Origin of the sequence: Leptospira kanakyensis (assembly GCF_004769235.1) — a bacterium.
Taxonomy (GTDB): Bacteria; Spirochaetota; Leptospiria; order Leptospirales; family Leptospiraceae; genus Leptospira_A; species Leptospira_A kanakyensis.
In genome coordinates, this window is sequence record NZ_RQFG01000005.1 from 90,856 (window position 1) to 108,665 (window position 17,810).

9 protein-coding genes are annotated in these 17,810 nt (G+C 36.8%); all 9 read right to left on the bottom strand.

Annotated features, from left to right (window positions below; all coding sequences use genetic code 11):
* Position 1: 1 nt before the first annotated feature.
* From EHQ16_RS01055 to EHQ16_RS01095, 9 genes are read right to left on the bottom strand one after another with little or no spacing between them, the layout of a single operon-like run.
* Positions 2-6,106, bottom strand: coding sequence for a TIGR04388 family protein (locus EHQ16_RS01055; protein WP_135637150.1), 6,105 nt, complete (start codon positions 6,104-6,106; stop codon positions 2-4).
* 24 nt (positions 6,107-6,130) lie between these two features.
* Positions 6,131-8,806, bottom strand: a complete 2,676-nt coding sequence (locus EHQ16_RS01060) for an efflux RND transporter permease subunit (protein ID WP_135637148.1) — start codon at positions 8,804-8,806, stop codon at positions 6,131-6,133.
* Positions 8,803-11,790: an efflux RND transporter permease subunit gene (locus EHQ16_RS01065; protein WP_135637146.1), complete on the bottom strand. Its 2,988-nt coding sequence runs from the start codon at positions 11,788-11,790 to the stop codon at positions 8,803-8,805. Before EHQ16_RS01065 ends, EHQ16_RS01060 begins: the two co-directional genes overlap by 4 nt.
* On the bottom strand, positions 11,787-13,193 hold the full coding sequence (locus tag EHQ16_RS01070) for an efflux RND transporter periplasmic adaptor subunit (protein ID WP_135637144.1): 1,407 nt from the start codon (positions 13,191-13,193) through the stop codon (positions 11,787-11,789). The genes EHQ16_RS01065 and EHQ16_RS01070 overlap by 4 nt, the downstream gene beginning before the upstream one ends.
* Positions 13,190-13,822, bottom strand: coding sequence for a hypothetical protein (locus tag EHQ16_RS01075; protein WP_135637142.1), 633 nt, complete (start codon positions 13,820-13,822; stop codon positions 13,190-13,192). Before EHQ16_RS01075 ends, EHQ16_RS01070 begins: the two co-directional genes overlap by 4 nt.
* The gene (locus EHQ16_RS01080; protein ID WP_135637140.1) at positions 13,819-14,325 is read right to left on the bottom strand and encodes a hypothetical protein; all 507 of its coding nucleotides are present in this window, start codon (positions 14,323-14,325) and stop codon (positions 13,819-13,821) included. The genes EHQ16_RS01075 and EHQ16_RS01080 overlap by 4 nt, the downstream gene beginning before the upstream one ends.
* Positions 14,322-14,858, bottom strand: coding sequence for a hypothetical protein (locus EHQ16_RS01085; protein ID WP_135637138.1), 537 nt, complete (start codon positions 14,856-14,858; stop codon positions 14,322-14,324). The genes EHQ16_RS01080 and EHQ16_RS01085 overlap by 4 nt, the downstream gene beginning before the upstream one ends.
* Complete coding sequence (locus EHQ16_RS01090) at positions 14,855-16,213, bottom strand: Ig-like domain-containing domain (RefSeq protein WP_135637137.1); 1,359 nt, start codon at positions 16,211-16,213, stop codon at positions 14,855-14,857. The genes EHQ16_RS01085 and EHQ16_RS01090 overlap by 4 nt, the downstream gene beginning before the upstream one ends.
* Before the next feature lie 4 nt (positions 16,214-16,217).
* A complete protein-coding gene (locus EHQ16_RS01095) occupies positions 16,218-17,753 on the bottom strand; it encodes a TolC family protein (RefSeq protein ID WP_135637135.1) in 1,536 nt (511 codons plus the stop codon).
* Positions 17,754-17,810 lie beyond the last annotated feature (57 nt).

The window sequence follows — 17,810 nt, forward strand, 5'->3', positions numbered from 1 at the left end:
TTCAATTTTTGTCTCCTTTTAACCATTTCAATAACGTTTCCCTATCTGCCTTTTGGTGAGGATCTTCTATATGTAAATGGGCGCCACTAGAATTCCCTATTTGAGATTCTATTCGACCTAAATAAGTTCCTGCAGGTAACTCTTCTCCAGTGCGATATGCATTCATAACTTCGCTGCTCAGTTGATCAAAATGACCAAATAGTATTCTCCTCCCATCTTTAAATTCAATAGTTACAGCGCCACCGTATCTACGCTCGATTCCAGCTCGAATGACTTTAAAAGGCTCATTAGGGCCAGTCCAATCACCTTTGATAGGTATGTCAGCCCGATAAGGTTGGTCTACTTTTTCAATGATTGTTATACCAAGTAATTCTCTCTTAACATCTCTATTATGCGGGCCATTTAATTTATTCATATTCAGCCAGGAATTTTCGATCAGTTTATGATTAACTATTTCAACAATTCCCGATTTGTCAATTGTGCCTTCCGCTGATCCAGTAAGGATATCACTGCCATGATAAGCTAGTTTTGTACCCAGAGGATAAGTTCTATCTTTGTTCCATGAATTTCTTAGTGCTTGAAATTCACTTCCTGATTTAGTTTTATATAAACTATCAACGAATTTTTGAAGATCCATGGCCGTATTTGGGTCTAAGTTAGGCTTAAGGCTAGCAAAAAGCAACTTAGATGGAATTTTTCCGTTGAAATAGTTTTCCATTAATTCAACTTTTAATTTATTTAGTCTTGTTAAGTCCGGATCTAAAGACGTATCATCTTCAAAACTCAAATAATTACGTATTGAACTTATAGCTAAAATATTTTGAGTTTTTTCTGCCAACGTTTTTGGATTCTCATTATATAGTTTTAATAAATCTTCCATTTTGGGAGAGTTTTGCATTTCAACACTATCAATTTTTTCACGATGATGATACTCATTCGACGTTTCAGAATCTGTTCTATTTGTTTCTTTCACACTATTCCCATTTCCATTGTCCGCAAAAGAGAATGGAAAACCTATAATAGGCCCAAAAGCTCTTAACCAACCAGGTATATCTTTTGGTCCTGCCATCGGAGTGCTTAGACCTTCGCAAGAAAGTAATGAAGCAATATCAGATATGATATTGTCAGGAATCCCTAGGTTTGGAAGAGAAAGATTAGGAATGAATCCATCTAGTATATTTAGAATACCATCCTTGACTGGTTGAGAAAGATTGTAGTTTCCCTCAATTGTAAACTCACGAGCTGGTATATCAACTCCACCAATTTCTACTGGATCAGTAGAGTTTGGATTCATCGGATCAATTAACTTTGCAAATGTTAGCGTATCCTGGGAATTAGCCAAGCCTGAATCTAGGTTGTCATTGGTTCTATCCAAATCCTGACTATCTGCAACATCACTGCCCTCTTCTTCTCTCCTACGATTTCTCTCGAGGATCGCGGTCTCACCCGCATTTGCTGTTGGCGTTGTCGATCCATCCGCTGCACTTGCCTGCCCCCCACCATACAATCCACGTACGATCGCCATCCCTCCGAAAAATAAACCAGAAAGTGCCTTGCCCGCATCCGCTAAACCGCGATTCAAATCAGCATCATCCTCTGGACCGGCATTGTCGGATAGTTGGTTTGGATTTTGATCATTGCTAGTTTTATCCTGTGCTGCATTGATGTTAAGCTCGGCGAAATTCATTTCATCCATTTGGAATCCGTTGGGCCCGTTCGTTGCAATGCTAACACCAGTAAATTCTGCGGAAGTAGACATCCCATCTCTATTGAAAGTTGATGTAACACCTAACGTCGAACGTGGATCGGTGTAACCGACACTTCCAGAGAGGCCAGTTCCAGCGAAGTCATACATTAGAGAGAAATTCCAATCCTTTCTTGGTCCGTTCCCGGTAGGATTGTAATTGAATCCGAGATTGGCTGCACCATTTGTTGTGGCATCTCCCGCAAGTTGGATCCCACTTTTTCCGAGAGAATAAGATCCTTGGATGGTTGTATCTCCTCTTTGAGAGAAAGAGATACTAGCATTAGAAGTTGTATTACCAATACCAATGGATCCGCCCCATCCATTTTTCGGGTGATAGGTTACACCAATGCCCGGGGTGATGCCTTTAAGTATACCTGATTGTATAGGACCCATTGCTTGGGTGACGCCACCCAAGAGTCCGTTGGCAATTCCAGCAAGAGCTCCTTCGATACCGTTCTTTGAACCAACGACTCCCTGGACAGTAGCATTCGCCATAGCCGAGATTGCGTTAATTGCAGTTTTACTAACCTCCAAAGCACCTGTAGTTACATTTGTTACCATTGTCGTGATAGCCTGTGCTGTAGATCCTAAAATGGATCCCACTGCATTCCCAACCGTGTTTCCAAAATTAGCAATTGCTGATCCTATGGCAGAAATTGTCGAATTCGCGGATGCAACCATTGCGTTTAAAGCAACCCCGGTACCCATCGTGATGGCAGTTGTCGCAATCATCACAGCGACTTGTTCAATCGCGTTTGCTTGTGCTTTTTTGTCACTTTCTCTTGTTTTGTAATCACCATAACCTTTGTTAATAAAACCTAAGGCAATCTTTGGATCAATTCCAAGATTGGCAGCCATCTGATTGGCAAGAGCCCTTTTCCCAAGTTCTTCAATGACTCTTTCTTTATCTTTGATATTGAGGAGTTCGCTAGTAAAGCTGGTTCCAGTAGCCTTCATCCCATACATTTGCTCTGATAAACCCAAACTAGCGAGTGCAGCACTTGATTGCCTAAGGGAACCACCACTCGCTAATTGATTGGCTTGGGAAACAGACTTTTGGAATTCTCCTTGGGTAACTCCAGTGGCAATCACTGCTGTTTTAACAATCCCCCCAGCCACTCCGAAAACTTGACTCGTTCCATCGATGATTGGATTTTTAGTAATAGCTCTTCTTGCATTTTTAGCATCACGGGCACTTGCAAAATCACTGACCCCTGCACTTACAATTTCAATTGGTAATCCCGTAGCACCCGCAATCGCGAGGGAAGCAGCAGACTTGGCTAAAGAGACTTCGTTGGCTTTGATTTCCTTGATACGATTTGATTGGGCATTTTTGCGTTCCAATAAAACGTCCATTTGATCCGAACCTATAACTGCGTTCCCAAGTGCAACAACTGGTAACATTGCATTTGTTAGCAATGCACCGGAAAGACCTCCTGTTGCGTTATTAAAGAAATCCACATATCCACCGACTGAGTTTCTAACGATGTTTTCGATGCCTTGAAAGGGATTACTGAGGGAGACAAAGTTACTGCGAGACTCAATTTTTTTTGTCTCAACTTTACCTCTCATAAAGTCCATAATCATACTGACCCTTTGTAAGTCTTGTTGGCTTCCTCCAGTGGCAGTGATCCAAGCCTTAGCAAGTTCGGTGTTGATGTGATCTTCTACTTTCCCTTTTAAAGAAGCTCTTACACCTGCGGCTCCACCAGTGAAATAAGCTAAGGCCAATTCTTGAATGAGGGAATCTGTTTTCTCTTTTTCAACTTTTCGAACTACAAACAATTCCTGATTCCGATTGTCCGTTTCGATGATCGATTTAATATTGGAACCAATCGCATTTTTATCTTTTTGTAAAGAGTTTGTTCGAAAGTTTTCAGCAATTTTTGATTTTGATTGGTAAAGAGAATCCCAATCTTCTTCAGACCAAACAGTAAAAAATCCTTTTTGATCTGGACTATGTACCTTCGTAATAGAACTGAGTTTGATATGTCTTACTTCTTCGGTTTTCGCTGCAGTATATTCACCTTCCCTATCTTTATTTCCGAGTAATCCGCTATGGATTTCTCTTTTTAACGTTAAGATACCGGTATCAGAATTGATACTTGCCTCAAATTCTTTTTTTAATAGTGACTTACAATTTGCAGTATCGGGATTTTCATAACAAGATCCAAATCGACTTAATTCTTCTTTGGAAAGTAAAGACACATCATAATTTCCAATTAGAATGTTTTCTTCTTTAGTTAGTTTTCTTTCTCGAATCGTATCCGCATTGATTCCATAAATCAATTGATTGATTAGTTTTTGTTGTTCGGAACGTTGGAATGCCTCTAATTCAGAATTCATCTGAATCACGGAAGCATATTGATCCACACCAAGAATGGTTCTTTGAAATTCTTCCAATAAACCTACCCCACCCACCTGAACCCCAGATGTAACTTCGTTTGATGAAGCCAATGTCTGGTATTCGGCAAGTTTGGTTCGATTGATCCCTTCTATCTCTTTGTTAGGTGTCCACGAAGTAATATTGGGAGATACCATATCTTTTTTTTCGCCAGTTTCATATAAATTGGCCCAAGATTTGATCCCTTCCCTTTTTTCCTCCTCTAAACGATGTAACCATTCTTCCTTTGAACGTTCCAATTCTTGACGATTGGATTCCAATTTAGCAGTGGCTTCCGAAATCAGATTTTCTCGATTTCCTTTCCAATCCTCGTAGGTATCAGCATATTCTTTTACCTTCGATTCCCAATGAGAAACGGCAGGAAGTAAGGTATCTTGGAAATACTGATACTGACCACCTAACTGTGACGAATTTTCTTTCCAATAGAGGGAAGTTTTTAGCGAAGTTTCGTCAAACATTTCATAAAGAACCGAATAACCAATTGCCCCCATTTGGAAAGAGTGACGGCCGGGAGTGAGTATCGTAATGAAACGATCCGCAATCCAATAACCGTATTTATTATGCCCATCCAACATAAGATTCCCTTGGGTATGATGGGCTTCTTCAAAAGGAACATAAAACCCGGCTATTTTTTCATTATTAATAAAGTGATAGGCATCAGTATATAAATTAGCAGTGACTAATGATTGGACTCTCCTCCCTTCACCTAACTTACTATTAATGATTGATGTTAGTCTACCATAATCACCATGATGGATCGACTGAAATATCCCTCGCATTTCCTCATCTTGAATTTTTGAAAAATTTCCAATTTCCCCCAGTCCCCCACTCAGCCAATTTTCATACTTCATATCACTTGTGATGTCGTAATATGATTGGTTTCGAATCCTCCACTCCGCTGCACCCAAATCAAAGTTAGTGGTGGATTGGTTTAAATTGATTTGGAATCCGGTTTGGTAGGTATAAACGCGACCCTGATACATCGTATGTTCCGAATATGCTTTGTTTGATTCCTCCGACAAAAAATTCTTTATTTTTGTGGAGATAGATGTAAAAAGCGAATTTGGATCAATGGAAGATTCACTCAGTTCATCAGAAAGATCGTTAATGAATTTTGAAAAGATTTTCCCTGCCTCATTATAACTTCCATCAAAGTTTTTGTACTGACAACCTGACTGAACCTCACAGGAAGAATCCAAACCCATTTTTAACTGCGATACCATACCACTCAATGCTGATTTGATGGTTTCTTTATATGAATTGATCGCATTTAGATTTTCTGAAAACCGAAGATCTGTTTCATGTAATGAAAGGATATATGCATCATAGTCAGTTTGTAAATCGGAGAAAGCTGTCGCAAACGAATCCAATCCCTCTTGTTTAGTCCTATTCCATTCGAACTCCCACTCTTTTGCCGATTCCAAAATACGATTTTGATTTTCGATGAGAGCACGTTCCTCTTCTGTGTATTCTTCATACAAGGATTCCTGACCAATCCTTTGAAAATACATCGAATCAACTTTGCCTGTTTCTAATTTATATAAAAAAGCATTTCTGTTATCAAAATAATCAGCGAGAAGTTCTCTCTCCCATTCTGAATACAATACAGATACCTCTGAATATAAAGACCTCATCCTTTCATCCAAATAACCAACATTAGAAACAAAGGCATCCTCTCCGGATTCTTCAGATAGAAGTAACCCTACCATTCGGTCTGCGTTTTCCAACCATTGGTTGATGGAAAAAGTCAAAACTTGTTCGACACGGGCATCCCATTCTTCCATCGAATTAGAAAAATACATCTGTCCATAAAATTCTGAATAATCGGAAGACTGATAAACCGGAACATTCCAAGTTTCAGAAAGGGATTGGCCAAAACTCCGGCTGGCAAAAAACAAAAATAAAGAACTAACTAAAACAATAGAAATACGATGAGAAGAGGGTTTGAAACACATAGAGAACCTCAGTTCTCTTAGGTATTAAAAAGAATGTTTGGTTCTAAAAAAATTCCATCGGTCCTGTAACTTGGAATTAAGGAGAAAAAAACTAAAAACCAAAACCAATCCTTCTAAAAAAAATTTACCTCCATCACCAGGAAAAAAATAAAATACGAACAATAAAAGAGCCAATGGAATCTGCTTGTCGACTCGGAGTGATTTTGCGGGAAAACATAGAATCAAAAAAAGTAATAATGTGGCGATAGAACCAAATAACAAATAATCATCGCTCAGAGCAGAAAGATTGATCCGCCAAAGGAGGATAAAACACAAAACAGGAATCATACTTCTGAATTTTTCTTTTTTTCTATAAAGAAAAATAAAAATGATCAGAAATAAAAAGAATGGTTGGTATTTTTTTTCCGAACCTTTCTCCTCAGTCATTTCAGAAAGACGAACCAATTCATTTTCTAAAACTTTGTGTATTTTTGATTCTAAATCCTTCCATTCAACTTCCTTTCCTTTCACTAAAATTTCCAAACTGGTTTCACCATTTTTACGATAGATCCTACCAGGGACTTTGATTTTTTCCGACTTTGTAAAGGACTGACTATGAACAGAAGTTCCCGAATTCGTTTGAATTGGTTTTTCCAAATATCTTTCTTTTTCTTTATCTTGTTTTACTAAAAATCGCACATCGGTTAGTTTGTTTTTCCAAATCATCTTTCCGACTATTGCCGACTGCAATGAGAGAGACCTTTCTCGAAACAAGTCCACTCTTTCCAAATCCAATAAATTTCCATACCGATTCTCTGAATGTAACTCGATTCCCTCGGCCTGTGGTTGGAAACAAAGTACAACCTCTTCCACCCCCGGTTTATTTTGTAACCAAGGGATTAGGCCAAGAATGGTTTTTTCCAAAGATTCAGTGTTAGCATTTGAAAAACGAAGTTTACGACTTACATTTGTATTGTTGCCGCCTAAGATATGAAAGTATCCCGATTCCGTTGGTAAATCCTGGAATGTCTGATTTTTACCTAAATCATTCAACCGAAAATAGAAATCCGAACTTGATGGATTTTGTTTTAAAACAAGTAAGTCTGTTAAATTTTGTTTCAAAATAGAATCTTCAACTTGTTTGGTGATTCGAATCGATTCTTCTTCAGGAATCGAGGTCGGAAATTCCAACTTCGCAATTTGAATTTTTCCAAGAGATGGATTTAGGGAATAAAAATGAAAACTAGAAACCAAGGAAGAAAAAACACCCACCCAAAATAAACCCAAAAAGATAAGTTTGTTCGTTTTCCCTATAGTTTTCGATCCTTCTACTTCTCTTCTCTTTAAGAAAGAAAACCATTTAAGAAATTCGAAATTGATTTTGAAATTCGAATCCGTTTTTATCGGTTTAAAAAGGATCGTAAGAAAGAAATGAAAAAATATAAAATAGATATGACAAAGTGAGAAGATAAAAAATGATTTTGGGATCCAATTCAGAATGATCAATAAAGAAAAAATCAAAAACGAATAGAAAACTCGGCGTATCCAAACTCCAAACCTTCGTATCGGATGTACGAATAAAAAATACTTCCAAAAAATAAAACTAAAAAGAAAAACTCGACCGATAGGATAAGCCAACCAAATACAAATTCCTAAAAATAGAATGAGCGAAATATAATAAATGAAAAGATGAATCAGTAATTCTATTTTTGATTTTCCAAAAAATCGACAAAAAACAACTAAAAAAAAATCCATAATAAAAAACAAAAAAAAAGAACGAACCAAATCATTGATAAAATCCTCATGACTGCTATATAACAGAACCCAGTCTTTATGTTCGCCTAAAATCGATTTCAGTTCATTTATGATATGATATAAGGCTGTATTATTTTTCGCTTTGATGATGATTGTTTCCGAACTTTGCCCATTAATCCTTGTTCCATGCCGAAGTTCATTTTCTCCAAAAGAAACCGATGAAATGGCAGAAACCCTCAAACCCTCTCCTAAACGAGAAGGGATGGATACCTCAGACCAATCCTTTGGTTCCAGTGGTTGGTCTTTTTGAAACCAAAAACCGTTCCTTAAGTCTGAACTAAATCCAAAACGATGATTCCTTAAGGCAGAAAATATGATCGATAAAGAAGGAAGTCCCGATCTCTGGATTCTTTCCGGTTTAATTTCTAAAACAATTTCCTGTTCTTTATCAGAATGATGTAAAAAGGACAAAACACCCGTTATGTTTCTAATTTTTTGCTCTAATTCCTTTCTTGTGGAATTTGGTTTTTCCTTAATTCTTTGCAAAATTATTATGTATTCTTCTTCTGATTTACCAGATTGGATTCTTGGTGAAAGAGAATCTTGAGGAAATCTTTGTCTTTGGAGTAAGTATTCGTTGCGAATGTTTTGGATCGTTTCGCCAGTACCAACACCTGGTTCAATTGTGAGATGGATGAAAGAAGTTCCTTCTTCCGAGATAGATTCAATTTGTTTATAACCAGAAATGGATTTTAAAATTTGTTCCCAAGGTTTCGTAACGGATTCTTCAATTTGTAGTGCTGTTTTATTAGGAAATCGTGTTGTGATCTGGATCGATTCCCTATTCTCAGTGACCACTGTTTCTGCAAAAGAGATCCCCTTCCAAGAAAGGATCGATAGAAAAACAAAAAAGAATACCAAAGCCAAAATACGATGGCGAAATCTCTGAATCCAAGAGTGGTTCATCTCACCCTACTCAAAAATTTTGAAAACAGAAAGGGATAAAGGTAAAACACAAAACAAACAGAAATCGGAATTCCAACAAACATTGTCAAGGCGATCGACCTAGAAAATTCTGATCCTGAAAATTCCAAAAACAGAACAGGTAGAAACCCCATCATCGTTGTTCCCGAATTTAACGTTACAGGACGGACCAACCAACGAAACACAGTTTCTCTACTTTTTTCGTCTGAAGTTCCCTTATTGAGTTCCATCCATCTTTCTCCAAAAAGAGAAATATTATCGATAGAAAGCCCAAGCAAAACCACAAGTCCGATATAGTGGCCTAAATGAAAAGAATCGAACAAAATAAAAACAATGGAAGAAGTAACCAAAAGGTAAAAAATCGAAATCCCCAAATAAAATATAGGGAGAAAAAAAGATTCATAAATCCCAACTAAAGCCAAATAAATAAAAGCAAAGGCAATGATAAATAATAGCAGCAGTATGTAAAAAAAATGATGAGTCTCATTTTTGGCAGAAAATTCTAAAAAAGAAATTCCAGTTTTTTGAACTTCATTCTTATCAAATTGTAAGGACTCTCCTTTCCATTCCATATAAAACAAGCCGGACTCTCTGCGAAATTGATCATAACTTGTTTTTTTCTTCGATGAAAAAAGAGAACCAACATAGGTGAGATCATTTAACTTGGTTTTAAATCCAATCCGTCCCAAATCAATTCCATCAATCGAACGAAAGTCACTAACACCAATACCCAAATACAAATCTCGTTTGGTTCCTTCTCCAATTTCTCCTAAATATTTAGGATTGTATTCATATAAAATTCGATCTTTTAAGTCACTTTCTTCAGGGAGAAGTTCTGGAATCGGGATGGGGTGACGAGTCCATTCTTCCAAAAAAATCTTTTTCGGAGAAAAAGAGAATTCCCCCATTAACTTCAGTTTATCGGCCCTGTTTTTCCATTCGTATGAAAAACTCTGCAGTAAATCCCAACTTTTGTTAAAAAAAACAATCTTATCATCAGGAAGAAAAGGCAATACTTTAGTAACCTCTGATCCAATTGGATCCCATTTCCAATCCCAATGAGAAGAATAATCAGAAGAAAGATAGTTGGATAAAAAAACCTCAAATTCTTTGGAACGTTCCAGTCCATATAACTTCCATTGAATGGGAATTGCTTTTTTGGGGTGAGTCTGAGTGGATTCCAATTTTGGGTTCGGAAAAACAAGGACAGAAATTTTAGGATCAAAGGATTTGATTTTGGTTTCCAAATCATTGACAAAAGATAATTCCTCTGCCAAAGAAAGTCCATTTTTCGGCAAAGTTTGTAATCGGATTCCAATCACATTTTGTTTGGGAAAAATTTCGAGTTTAGATCCAAGTTCTATAACTCCAAAACAGAAAAAAAACATAAACCCAATGACAAACCATCTTAAGTTAAAATATTTTCCGAACTGATAAGTCTTTTCATACCACCGCGAAACAAAAGTTTCTTGTTTTGAAATGTTCTGATTGTCTCTCGGAAAATTTTGTATAGAAACAGCAAGTAGTGGCACCATCCAGAGAGAAGAAACAAAAGAACAAAACACTAATAAGGCGATATTGATTCCAGAGTCGAAAAGAAAATCTTTCCATTCCATAGGAAATACCAATAGAGGAATAAATACAACGATCGTAGTCAAAGAAGAAGAAAAAAGAGAAACTAAAACAGATTGTATTCCCTTGATAAGGGCATTTGAAGCTGAATCCCCCATTGAGATTTGTTTCCGAATGGAAAATACAGTCAAATTACTTGTATCAAACAACATGCCTGCTCCGACTGAAATTCCTCCTAAACTCAATAAGTTGATTGATATTGAAAAAAGTAAAATCAGATGAAAAAACAAAACAAATGAAAAAGAAACTGCTACAAAAAGAAGGAGAGCCGGGATCCAACTTTTGTATAAAAAATAAGAAAATAAAAAGGCAAATAATAATCCCCAGATGAGGCTAATCACAAATTGCCTAAGAGCTGTTCGTAACTCTACTGAAACATCAGAATAAATGTTTGCGGCAAACAGATTAAAACTATTTAGTTTCTTTTGTACTTCTGATGATAAACGGAGGGGATTTGTTTTTGAATCAGAAAAAATCAAAAGATATATGGTGTCTTTTCCATTGATCCTCGTTAATTTTTCTTCGGGTAACTCCGATTCAAATATTTTTGTTAGCTGGCCTAAAGGGACAGACTTTCCGCCTTCCAAATGGATGGGGAATTGATTTAGATCTTCATAAGATTTAATTTCAGAAGAAAATTTTAATTCCGTATCTTTTGTATAGCCATCTATCTTTCCGAGAGAACCTCCTTCTTTCCCAGCTCGGATCTGAGATTCTAAATCTCTGATCGTCAAAGGAAATAAATCCAACACCTTCGGATCAATGGAAATGAAAGAAGATTCTTTTGGTTTTCCTACCATTCTCACTTCAGTGATTCCAGGGATCCTTTCCAATTGAAACTGCAGTTGTTTTAGATGAAAATCATAATCATCTAAATCTTTTGTTTTAGGTTTAGGAATTAAAATTTCCATAAATGGTCTTTCTTCCCGATCTCCTTCAAACAAACGGGAATCACCCACACCCGGCGGAAGTTTATCCTTAATTTCAAAAATAGTTTGGTATAATTGTTCTTTAAATTCTGGAAGAGAAGCACCATACAACAAATCAAGTTCTACGATTGACTTTCCATGTTCAGATAAGGAACGAATTCGTTCTACAGACTTTACTGATGATAAAATTTCTGAAATTGGAAGACTCACCATAAGATCCGTATCTTCTGCAGAATGATTCGGAAATTCAGTAACAACAAAATACCTAATCGGAGTTAGTTTTGGTAACAACCAAATTTCTAATTCAGGAATTCTAAAAAACACGGCGATCAAAAAGGAAAGAGAAATTACCCAACATAATCTTTTGTGTTTTACCAAGAAATGAACATATCTTTCAACACTCATAGGGAAATACTGGATTCAACTTGGTCTTCAGAAGAAAGTCCCGCCAAAACCTCTATCTCACCTAACAGATACGGTTTGAATTGAATGAATCGTTTTTCGATTCTTTCTCCCTGTTTGACATTGACATAAAAACCACTCGATTCATCCCCTCTAAGAGATAATTTTGAAATCAGAAGTTTTTCTTTTGTTTCTGGAAGTTTTACCTGCACAAGACCAAACATACCTGGCAAAACTTTGGACTGATTCAGATCCAAACGAACCTTAATCCCAATACTATGTGATCTTGGATCCAAAAAACCACCAACACGATCCACCTTTCCATTGATAGGTGGTATACTCTCATCCGAAAATAGAAACAAAACGGATTTGCCAGGCGAAAAATGAACTAGATCCGACTCACCAATTTGAAATCCAATAGAAAGTTCTCCCTTTTCCATAAGAGTCATCACTGGGTTTTGGTTTACCATTTCTCCTTCTTTGATTTGAATTTTTAAAATTTTCCCGGATTTCGGAGATCTCAATTTTGTTTCTGCTAATAATTCCCCGTTGGTTTTTATTTGATTTTTAATGATTTTCTGTTGGGATAAACTCAATTCATATTCAGATCTTTCTAAGGAGGTATTTTTTTCCCTCCAATTCTTTAGTTTATCTTCAAAACTAAGACCTTCTTGTCCTAAATCTAAATTCACTCCACTGAGAAGGTTATCACGATCTCGTAATAAATTCTTATACTGGGTTTCTTTTGATTCTTCTTCTTGTTTTAGTTTTTCTAACTCGGAGAGAGAAACAAAACCCTGTTTCCAAAGGATTGTTTTTTTCTCCGTTACATTCCGAGACAAACTCCATTCTTTCTCTGCTAAAGCGATCCATTCTGTTTTTTTATCAATTTCTCTTAATTTAACATCGAATTGTTTCTCTGCATGTTTCCATTTTTCCAAAGCGATGGCCACTTGGGAGCCGGCAATTTCAAGAGAAAGGCGTAACCTCTCCCCTTCCAATCGAAACAATTCATCATCGATTTCTAAAAGAACTTGTCCCTCCTTGACAGTATTACCTTCATCCACATAGATTTTTTTTACCCTTCCTGATTGTTTTTGGTGTAACTGGATTTCTTTTGTAGGTTCTACTACTGCCGGGAACTCAATCACCTTATTTTCTTCTATGGAACGAGGCCTAGAATACACAAAACCTTGTTTAGGTGCTTCCATGGCAAAAACGTCTGTTGTATTTCCCCATTCGTTCTGAAAGTAAAACAATTTCACAAACAAAGGAAAACGGGCACGGAGTTCTTCTGTAGAAAAAAACGTATAAACAATTGAAAAAAAGAAGTAGAGAACACCTAAAATAAAAACTTTTTGAACCCAACTTTTTACATTCGATTTGGATAAGTATTGGAATTTCATACACTCACCAAAACCAATATAAAAAATACAAACAAAATAGGATTCACATAACCCAAACTATGCGAAATGAATGAAACAGAACGATTTTCCGACACAAACAACCGCTTGTATAATTTTCCATTTTGAACGATAAAAAGTAAAAAAAGAGCAGTCCAAAAAATAACCATGAGTATGGCATAATACCTGGTATGAACTAAATAACCCAAGGTTTGGTTGCCCAAAAACAAAATACAAACAAAAAGGAAAAACTGACGGATTAGATTTCGAAGGAACAAAACAAAATTGGCCCTTAATGTCTCCCTTGCCTTACCTCCGAAGGAAAACAAAAAATTAATACCTAAACAAAGAAAAAAATACAAACCTGCGGAGAAAATCACAGCCATGATTTGAAAAGGATACAAACTCCAAAGGGAAACTTCTTTTCCAGATTTGAGAGCATTTAGTTCGATGGAACGATTCAAACTCATAAATTCATCCCAATTCCAAAAACAATGAATCCCATAGAACAAAACGTACAGAAAAAAGAAAAAGTAGTATGACTTATGAAAATTCGAAACCCAATCCTTCCCTCTTTTTAGTTTAAACTTTATACGATCTAAATCCAAATTTAACCAGGCTAACCATTTCATTTTAATTCTCCCAACTCATTAACAAGTCTATCGATATGAGTTTGGAAAAGTTTTCCTTGGGCCAAAAAAAGTTTTTTCTGTTTGGAGGAAGTGCCTTTTTTTTGGAATTTTAAATACAACAAACAAGCTTCAGGTGATATCGGTAGTAACTCTAAAAGTTTTTTTTCATCTTCAGGAGAAACCAAAACTGATTCTTTTGAAATCAGGACAGCTTTAAAATACAACAAAACCATTTCGGGAGTTTTGGTATGGATCTGAGTCCAATGCAAAAAAAGTTCTTTCCATTTACCCGAATAAAACAAGGTTTTAAAATAAAAAAGGGACTCTTCCTCCGTTAATTCTCTTTCTTCTTTGATTTCCAACAATATTGTTTGAACAAAACTTAACTGTCCGTTATGAAAAGCGTCTCTTAGAATCTTAAAGTTTTTCTTTTCGGATTCGTTATTTTTTGAACAATTGAGGGCAGAAAAAACCAGCAAAATATAAAACCATTTTGTATTCATGGTTTCCCTCCTGAAACCTCCAAAAGTTTTTCGCGGAAAGGAAGAGGATCTTTAAAATCCCAACTCCAATCAAAACGAATCATTTCTTTTTTAGTTAGGTTGATCCAAAACATTCGTAGTGATTTCGTTTTGGAGTCTGGATACATACTATGACGTAACAAAAAAACATCAGAAGCCCCCATCCTTTCGGCCCGGTCTTTCCAAATTTGAATCCTTGGCGTTTCATTTGTTGTAATATCTTTTAATCGATTTTGAAAGATTTCTAATCTCTCTGAAAATCCAAAATTTATCACAGGTTCCTCCCAGATCGATTCACCTAACACAACCAAAAACCCAGATTCTTCCAGTTCTTCTAAAACTCGTAGACTCAATTCTTTTTCTTCCGAATAGGAATCGGAAAAACTATAAGGAATTGTATGAATGAATAAAACCTTTCTCCCATTGGGAATGGAGTAAGTGACGGTTTCGAGATTCCTTCTTTCCTGGAAACAAGAGATAAAAAAGAAAATGATAATCAAAAAGGAAAATTTCATTTGGCCTCCACTTGAATGACAAAAACATTTTTCATACGTTTTCCTAAAATTGATTTTGCTTCTGCTTCCAAACGAAATTCATAATACGGATAAAAGTTAGGTGCAAACGAGGAAGCAGAAAGATTAAAATCTCCTCCAGTGGTAATGTTCCCAAACAAAGATCCATTACAACTAGCTTCACTTTCCGCATAGGAATAAGTAAGTTCCCGGCAACCATAAGGAGAAACTGTTTGGCAATGAGACCAAACCCATGTCGATAAACGAATGTTTGATGAAGGAGGAGAAATTTTTGAGAATCTTGTAGCCCCAATCACGGAAGTGGTATCCATATATTGATTAAACAAGATTCGAAAGTTGTCAGTATTTACATCCGCACAGGCAGTGTTCGTGCCAGTTCCGTCATCACCTCCACGAAATTGATAAGAATGTGGGTTTAAAATTGGTAATCCTAGGCTCCAAAAACAAAATCCTGAATCCCAACGAGCACCCGTTAGAGATCCAAACTCTTGAATTCCCAAACCGCAGTTTTGTGATTCCAAACCAAATCCAATGACTTCTGGATCCGATACATTCCCCACAAAAAAATCACGACGAAACGTTGCACTTAGTGTACTCCCATCAAGAGAGTGTACCCCAGCAGGTAAGAGGATATGATACCTTACATTTGATGAAAAAACGGAATCGGGTAAAATTCTTAGTTCCGAAGAGTTCAGCCATTCTAAGCGAAAAGAATGATTTGGTTCCATCCTTAAACCAAGCCCAACTTCCGTTTGTTCCATCGGTTTGCTAAACCTGACTTGGATAGGAGGAGGACCTGGGATTCCCGCACAACCAGAATTAACTTCACCTAACAAAATATCTGCGGGAGAACCACCATTTAAACATTCTTCCTCTGTTCCCGTTGGAACGATGATAGAAGTAACTATTGGACTTTCAGGAACTTCCTTTTCTCCCACTCGAAAGGAAACTGTATACACACGATCCAAATCCTTTCCCTCTTTATCTTCGCATTGTTTGGTAAGTCGGGCAATGTAACCACCAGAAGGAAGTTCTGTCTTCGGAGTGAATTTAAGACTAATTTCGGTGGTGTCAAAACTCCCTCTGACTTGTGGTTCCAATGAAAATCCAGAAACACAAGATTGGATAGACATCGGATGACTAAAAACAACCGAAATTGTTGTTTTGGGATCCACTTTTGTAGATTCCGAATTGGGAGTAAAAGTTAATACTCGCGGTGTATCACTGGCACCGAGAACTCCTAACCAATCTTCCAAAGATCCGAACTTGTTTGAACAATTTGTGAATACCCAAACAGCAAAAATTATAGATAAACTTTTCCATTTAACTGGATTCATACGGTCACTCCATTAAGAATGGGTATTGTTTTCCCAGTTTTGGTTCCTTTATTTTGGATTTTTCCCTAGATGGATTTTCTTTCCAAACTTTTAAAATCTCAGATAGATCACTGGAAATTAATTTGGATTCTAAGCGGTAATAACGATTATCAAACGGATCCTCACCAAGTAATAAAACTAAATCTAAAGCAGTGGCGATGTATTGGAAATAATGATCGAGAAGTGTTTCCATTCCAATAAACACCTCTTCCTCCGACTTTAAATAATCTAATTCAGAGATAAGCCCTTCTCTTCGTTCCTCTCTTTTCACTCGGTGATGGAACAGATTGGACTTCGTGTTCTCCAAGTACAAAACGTACTTTCTATACAATTCGGTGAGTTTGACCTCTGCTGATTGGATTTGGTTTATAAAATGAATTTCCGATTGTTTCCACTCTGTTTTCGCTTGCAACACAGACATCTTAACATCAAAAACTTTTTTGTTTCGACCGGCATCATCAAATAGTCCAATCGATCCACTTTGAAATGCATTTTCGCCAGGGCCTACGGGTTGTGGGCCGTATCCAGGAATTCTTTGGATTCCATTTCCTTCCGATTGGATTCCGTTTTGTGTATTGGATTGGAAACTTGTTCCTCCTAAATTCGCTTGGACACCGAGGCTCAGTCCATAGATTTCGTTTTGTAATGGGAACCCAGCATTTCCATTTTTTCCCACATAACCACCAAGCACTAGTTTTGGTTTCCAATCGTTGTCTAAACTTTCCTGATCTAACTCAGCAAGTTCCATTTGTAGTCTTGATTTTTTTCGTAATGGATGATTCTCATTCGGAACGGATGGAACAACTGTTGGATCAAACAAACGAATACGTTCGGTGAGTCCCCCTTCTAAAATTAAATCCATTTCTGGATCTAAAGACATAGTTTGTCTGAGTTCTAAATAGGCGAGTTTCCGAGATGATTCCGAATGAATTTTTTTGGACTGAAATTCTACCTCCCAAACTTTTAGAAAACTAAGTTCTGCTTGGGGAAAAAGGCCAAGATCTGTTTCTTTTTGTCGTTTATTTGTTTCCTCCTTGTATCTTTCGGAACGCAGTTGATAAACAAAGTCAACTAACTGTCGTTTATTGAAATTTAGATAAGACAAGGATATGGCTTTAAAGATTTTTTCCCTTAGAAGTTTTTTTTCTTCTGAGTGGATGAGTTTTCGTAAATTGATTTTTTGTTTTTCTCGTTCCGTTTCTCCTCCATCATAGAGTAGTTGTTGGATCTGCAAACGGACATCCCGATATTCTTGGTCTATCTGTTCCTGGTTTTTCGAAAAGATTCCAAAGTAATGTACACCTAGTTTCGGAAGGTATTGTTTCCACTTATCTCTTGTCAGAGTCGGAAAAATTTCCGACCGAACTTGTTCAAGACCCAAACTCCCACTTCGTTCCATCCCAATCCAAACACAATCTTCCCATAACAATTTGCCCTCTGCTTCTACCTTCGTCGGAAGGTATCCAAGGAACAAACAAAGAATCCAAAGTTTATGCCACATATCAATGGATAGGTGGTAAATTTTTAGTTTGGTTCCAGAGAACCCAATTATAGGGGA

What these genes read in the sequence shown, in the direction of transcription:
- EHQ16_RS01055 (WP_135637150.1), bottom strand. Translation starts at nt 6,106, where the DNA reads ATGTGTTTCAAACCCTCTTCTCATCGTATTTCTATTGTTTTAGTTAGT.
- EHQ16_RS01060 (WP_135637148.1), bottom strand. Translation starts at nt 8,806, where the DNA reads ATGAACCACTCTTGGATTCAGAGATTTCGCCATCGTATTTTGGCTTTG.
- EHQ16_RS01065 (WP_135637146.1), bottom strand. Translation starts at nt 11,790, where the DNA reads ATGAGTGTTGAAAGATATGTTCATTTCTTGGTAAAACACAAAAGATTA.
- EHQ16_RS01070 (WP_135637144.1), bottom strand. Translation starts at nt 13,193, where the DNA reads ATGAAATTCCAATACTTATCCAAATCGAATGTAAAAAGTTGGGTTCAA.
- EHQ16_RS01075 (WP_135637142.1), bottom strand. Translation starts at nt 13,822, where the DNA reads ATGAAATGGTTAGCCTGGTTAAATTTGGATTTAGATCGTATAAAGTTT.
- EHQ16_RS01080 (WP_135637140.1), bottom strand. Translation starts at nt 14,325, where the DNA reads ATGAATACAAAATGGTTTTATATTTTGCTGGTTTTTTCTGCCCTCAAT.
- EHQ16_RS01085 (WP_135637138.1), bottom strand. Translation starts at nt 14,858, where the DNA reads ATGAAATTTTCCTTTTTGATTATCATTTTCTTTTTTATCTCTTGTTTC.
- EHQ16_RS01090 (WP_135637137.1), bottom strand. Translation starts at nt 16,213, where the DNA reads ATGAATCCAGTTAAATGGAAAAGTTTATCTATAATTTTTGCTGTTTGG.
- EHQ16_RS01095 (WP_135637135.1), bottom strand. Translation starts at nt 17,753, where the DNA reads ATGTGGCATAAACTTTGGATTCTTTGTTTGTTCCTTGGATACCTTCCG.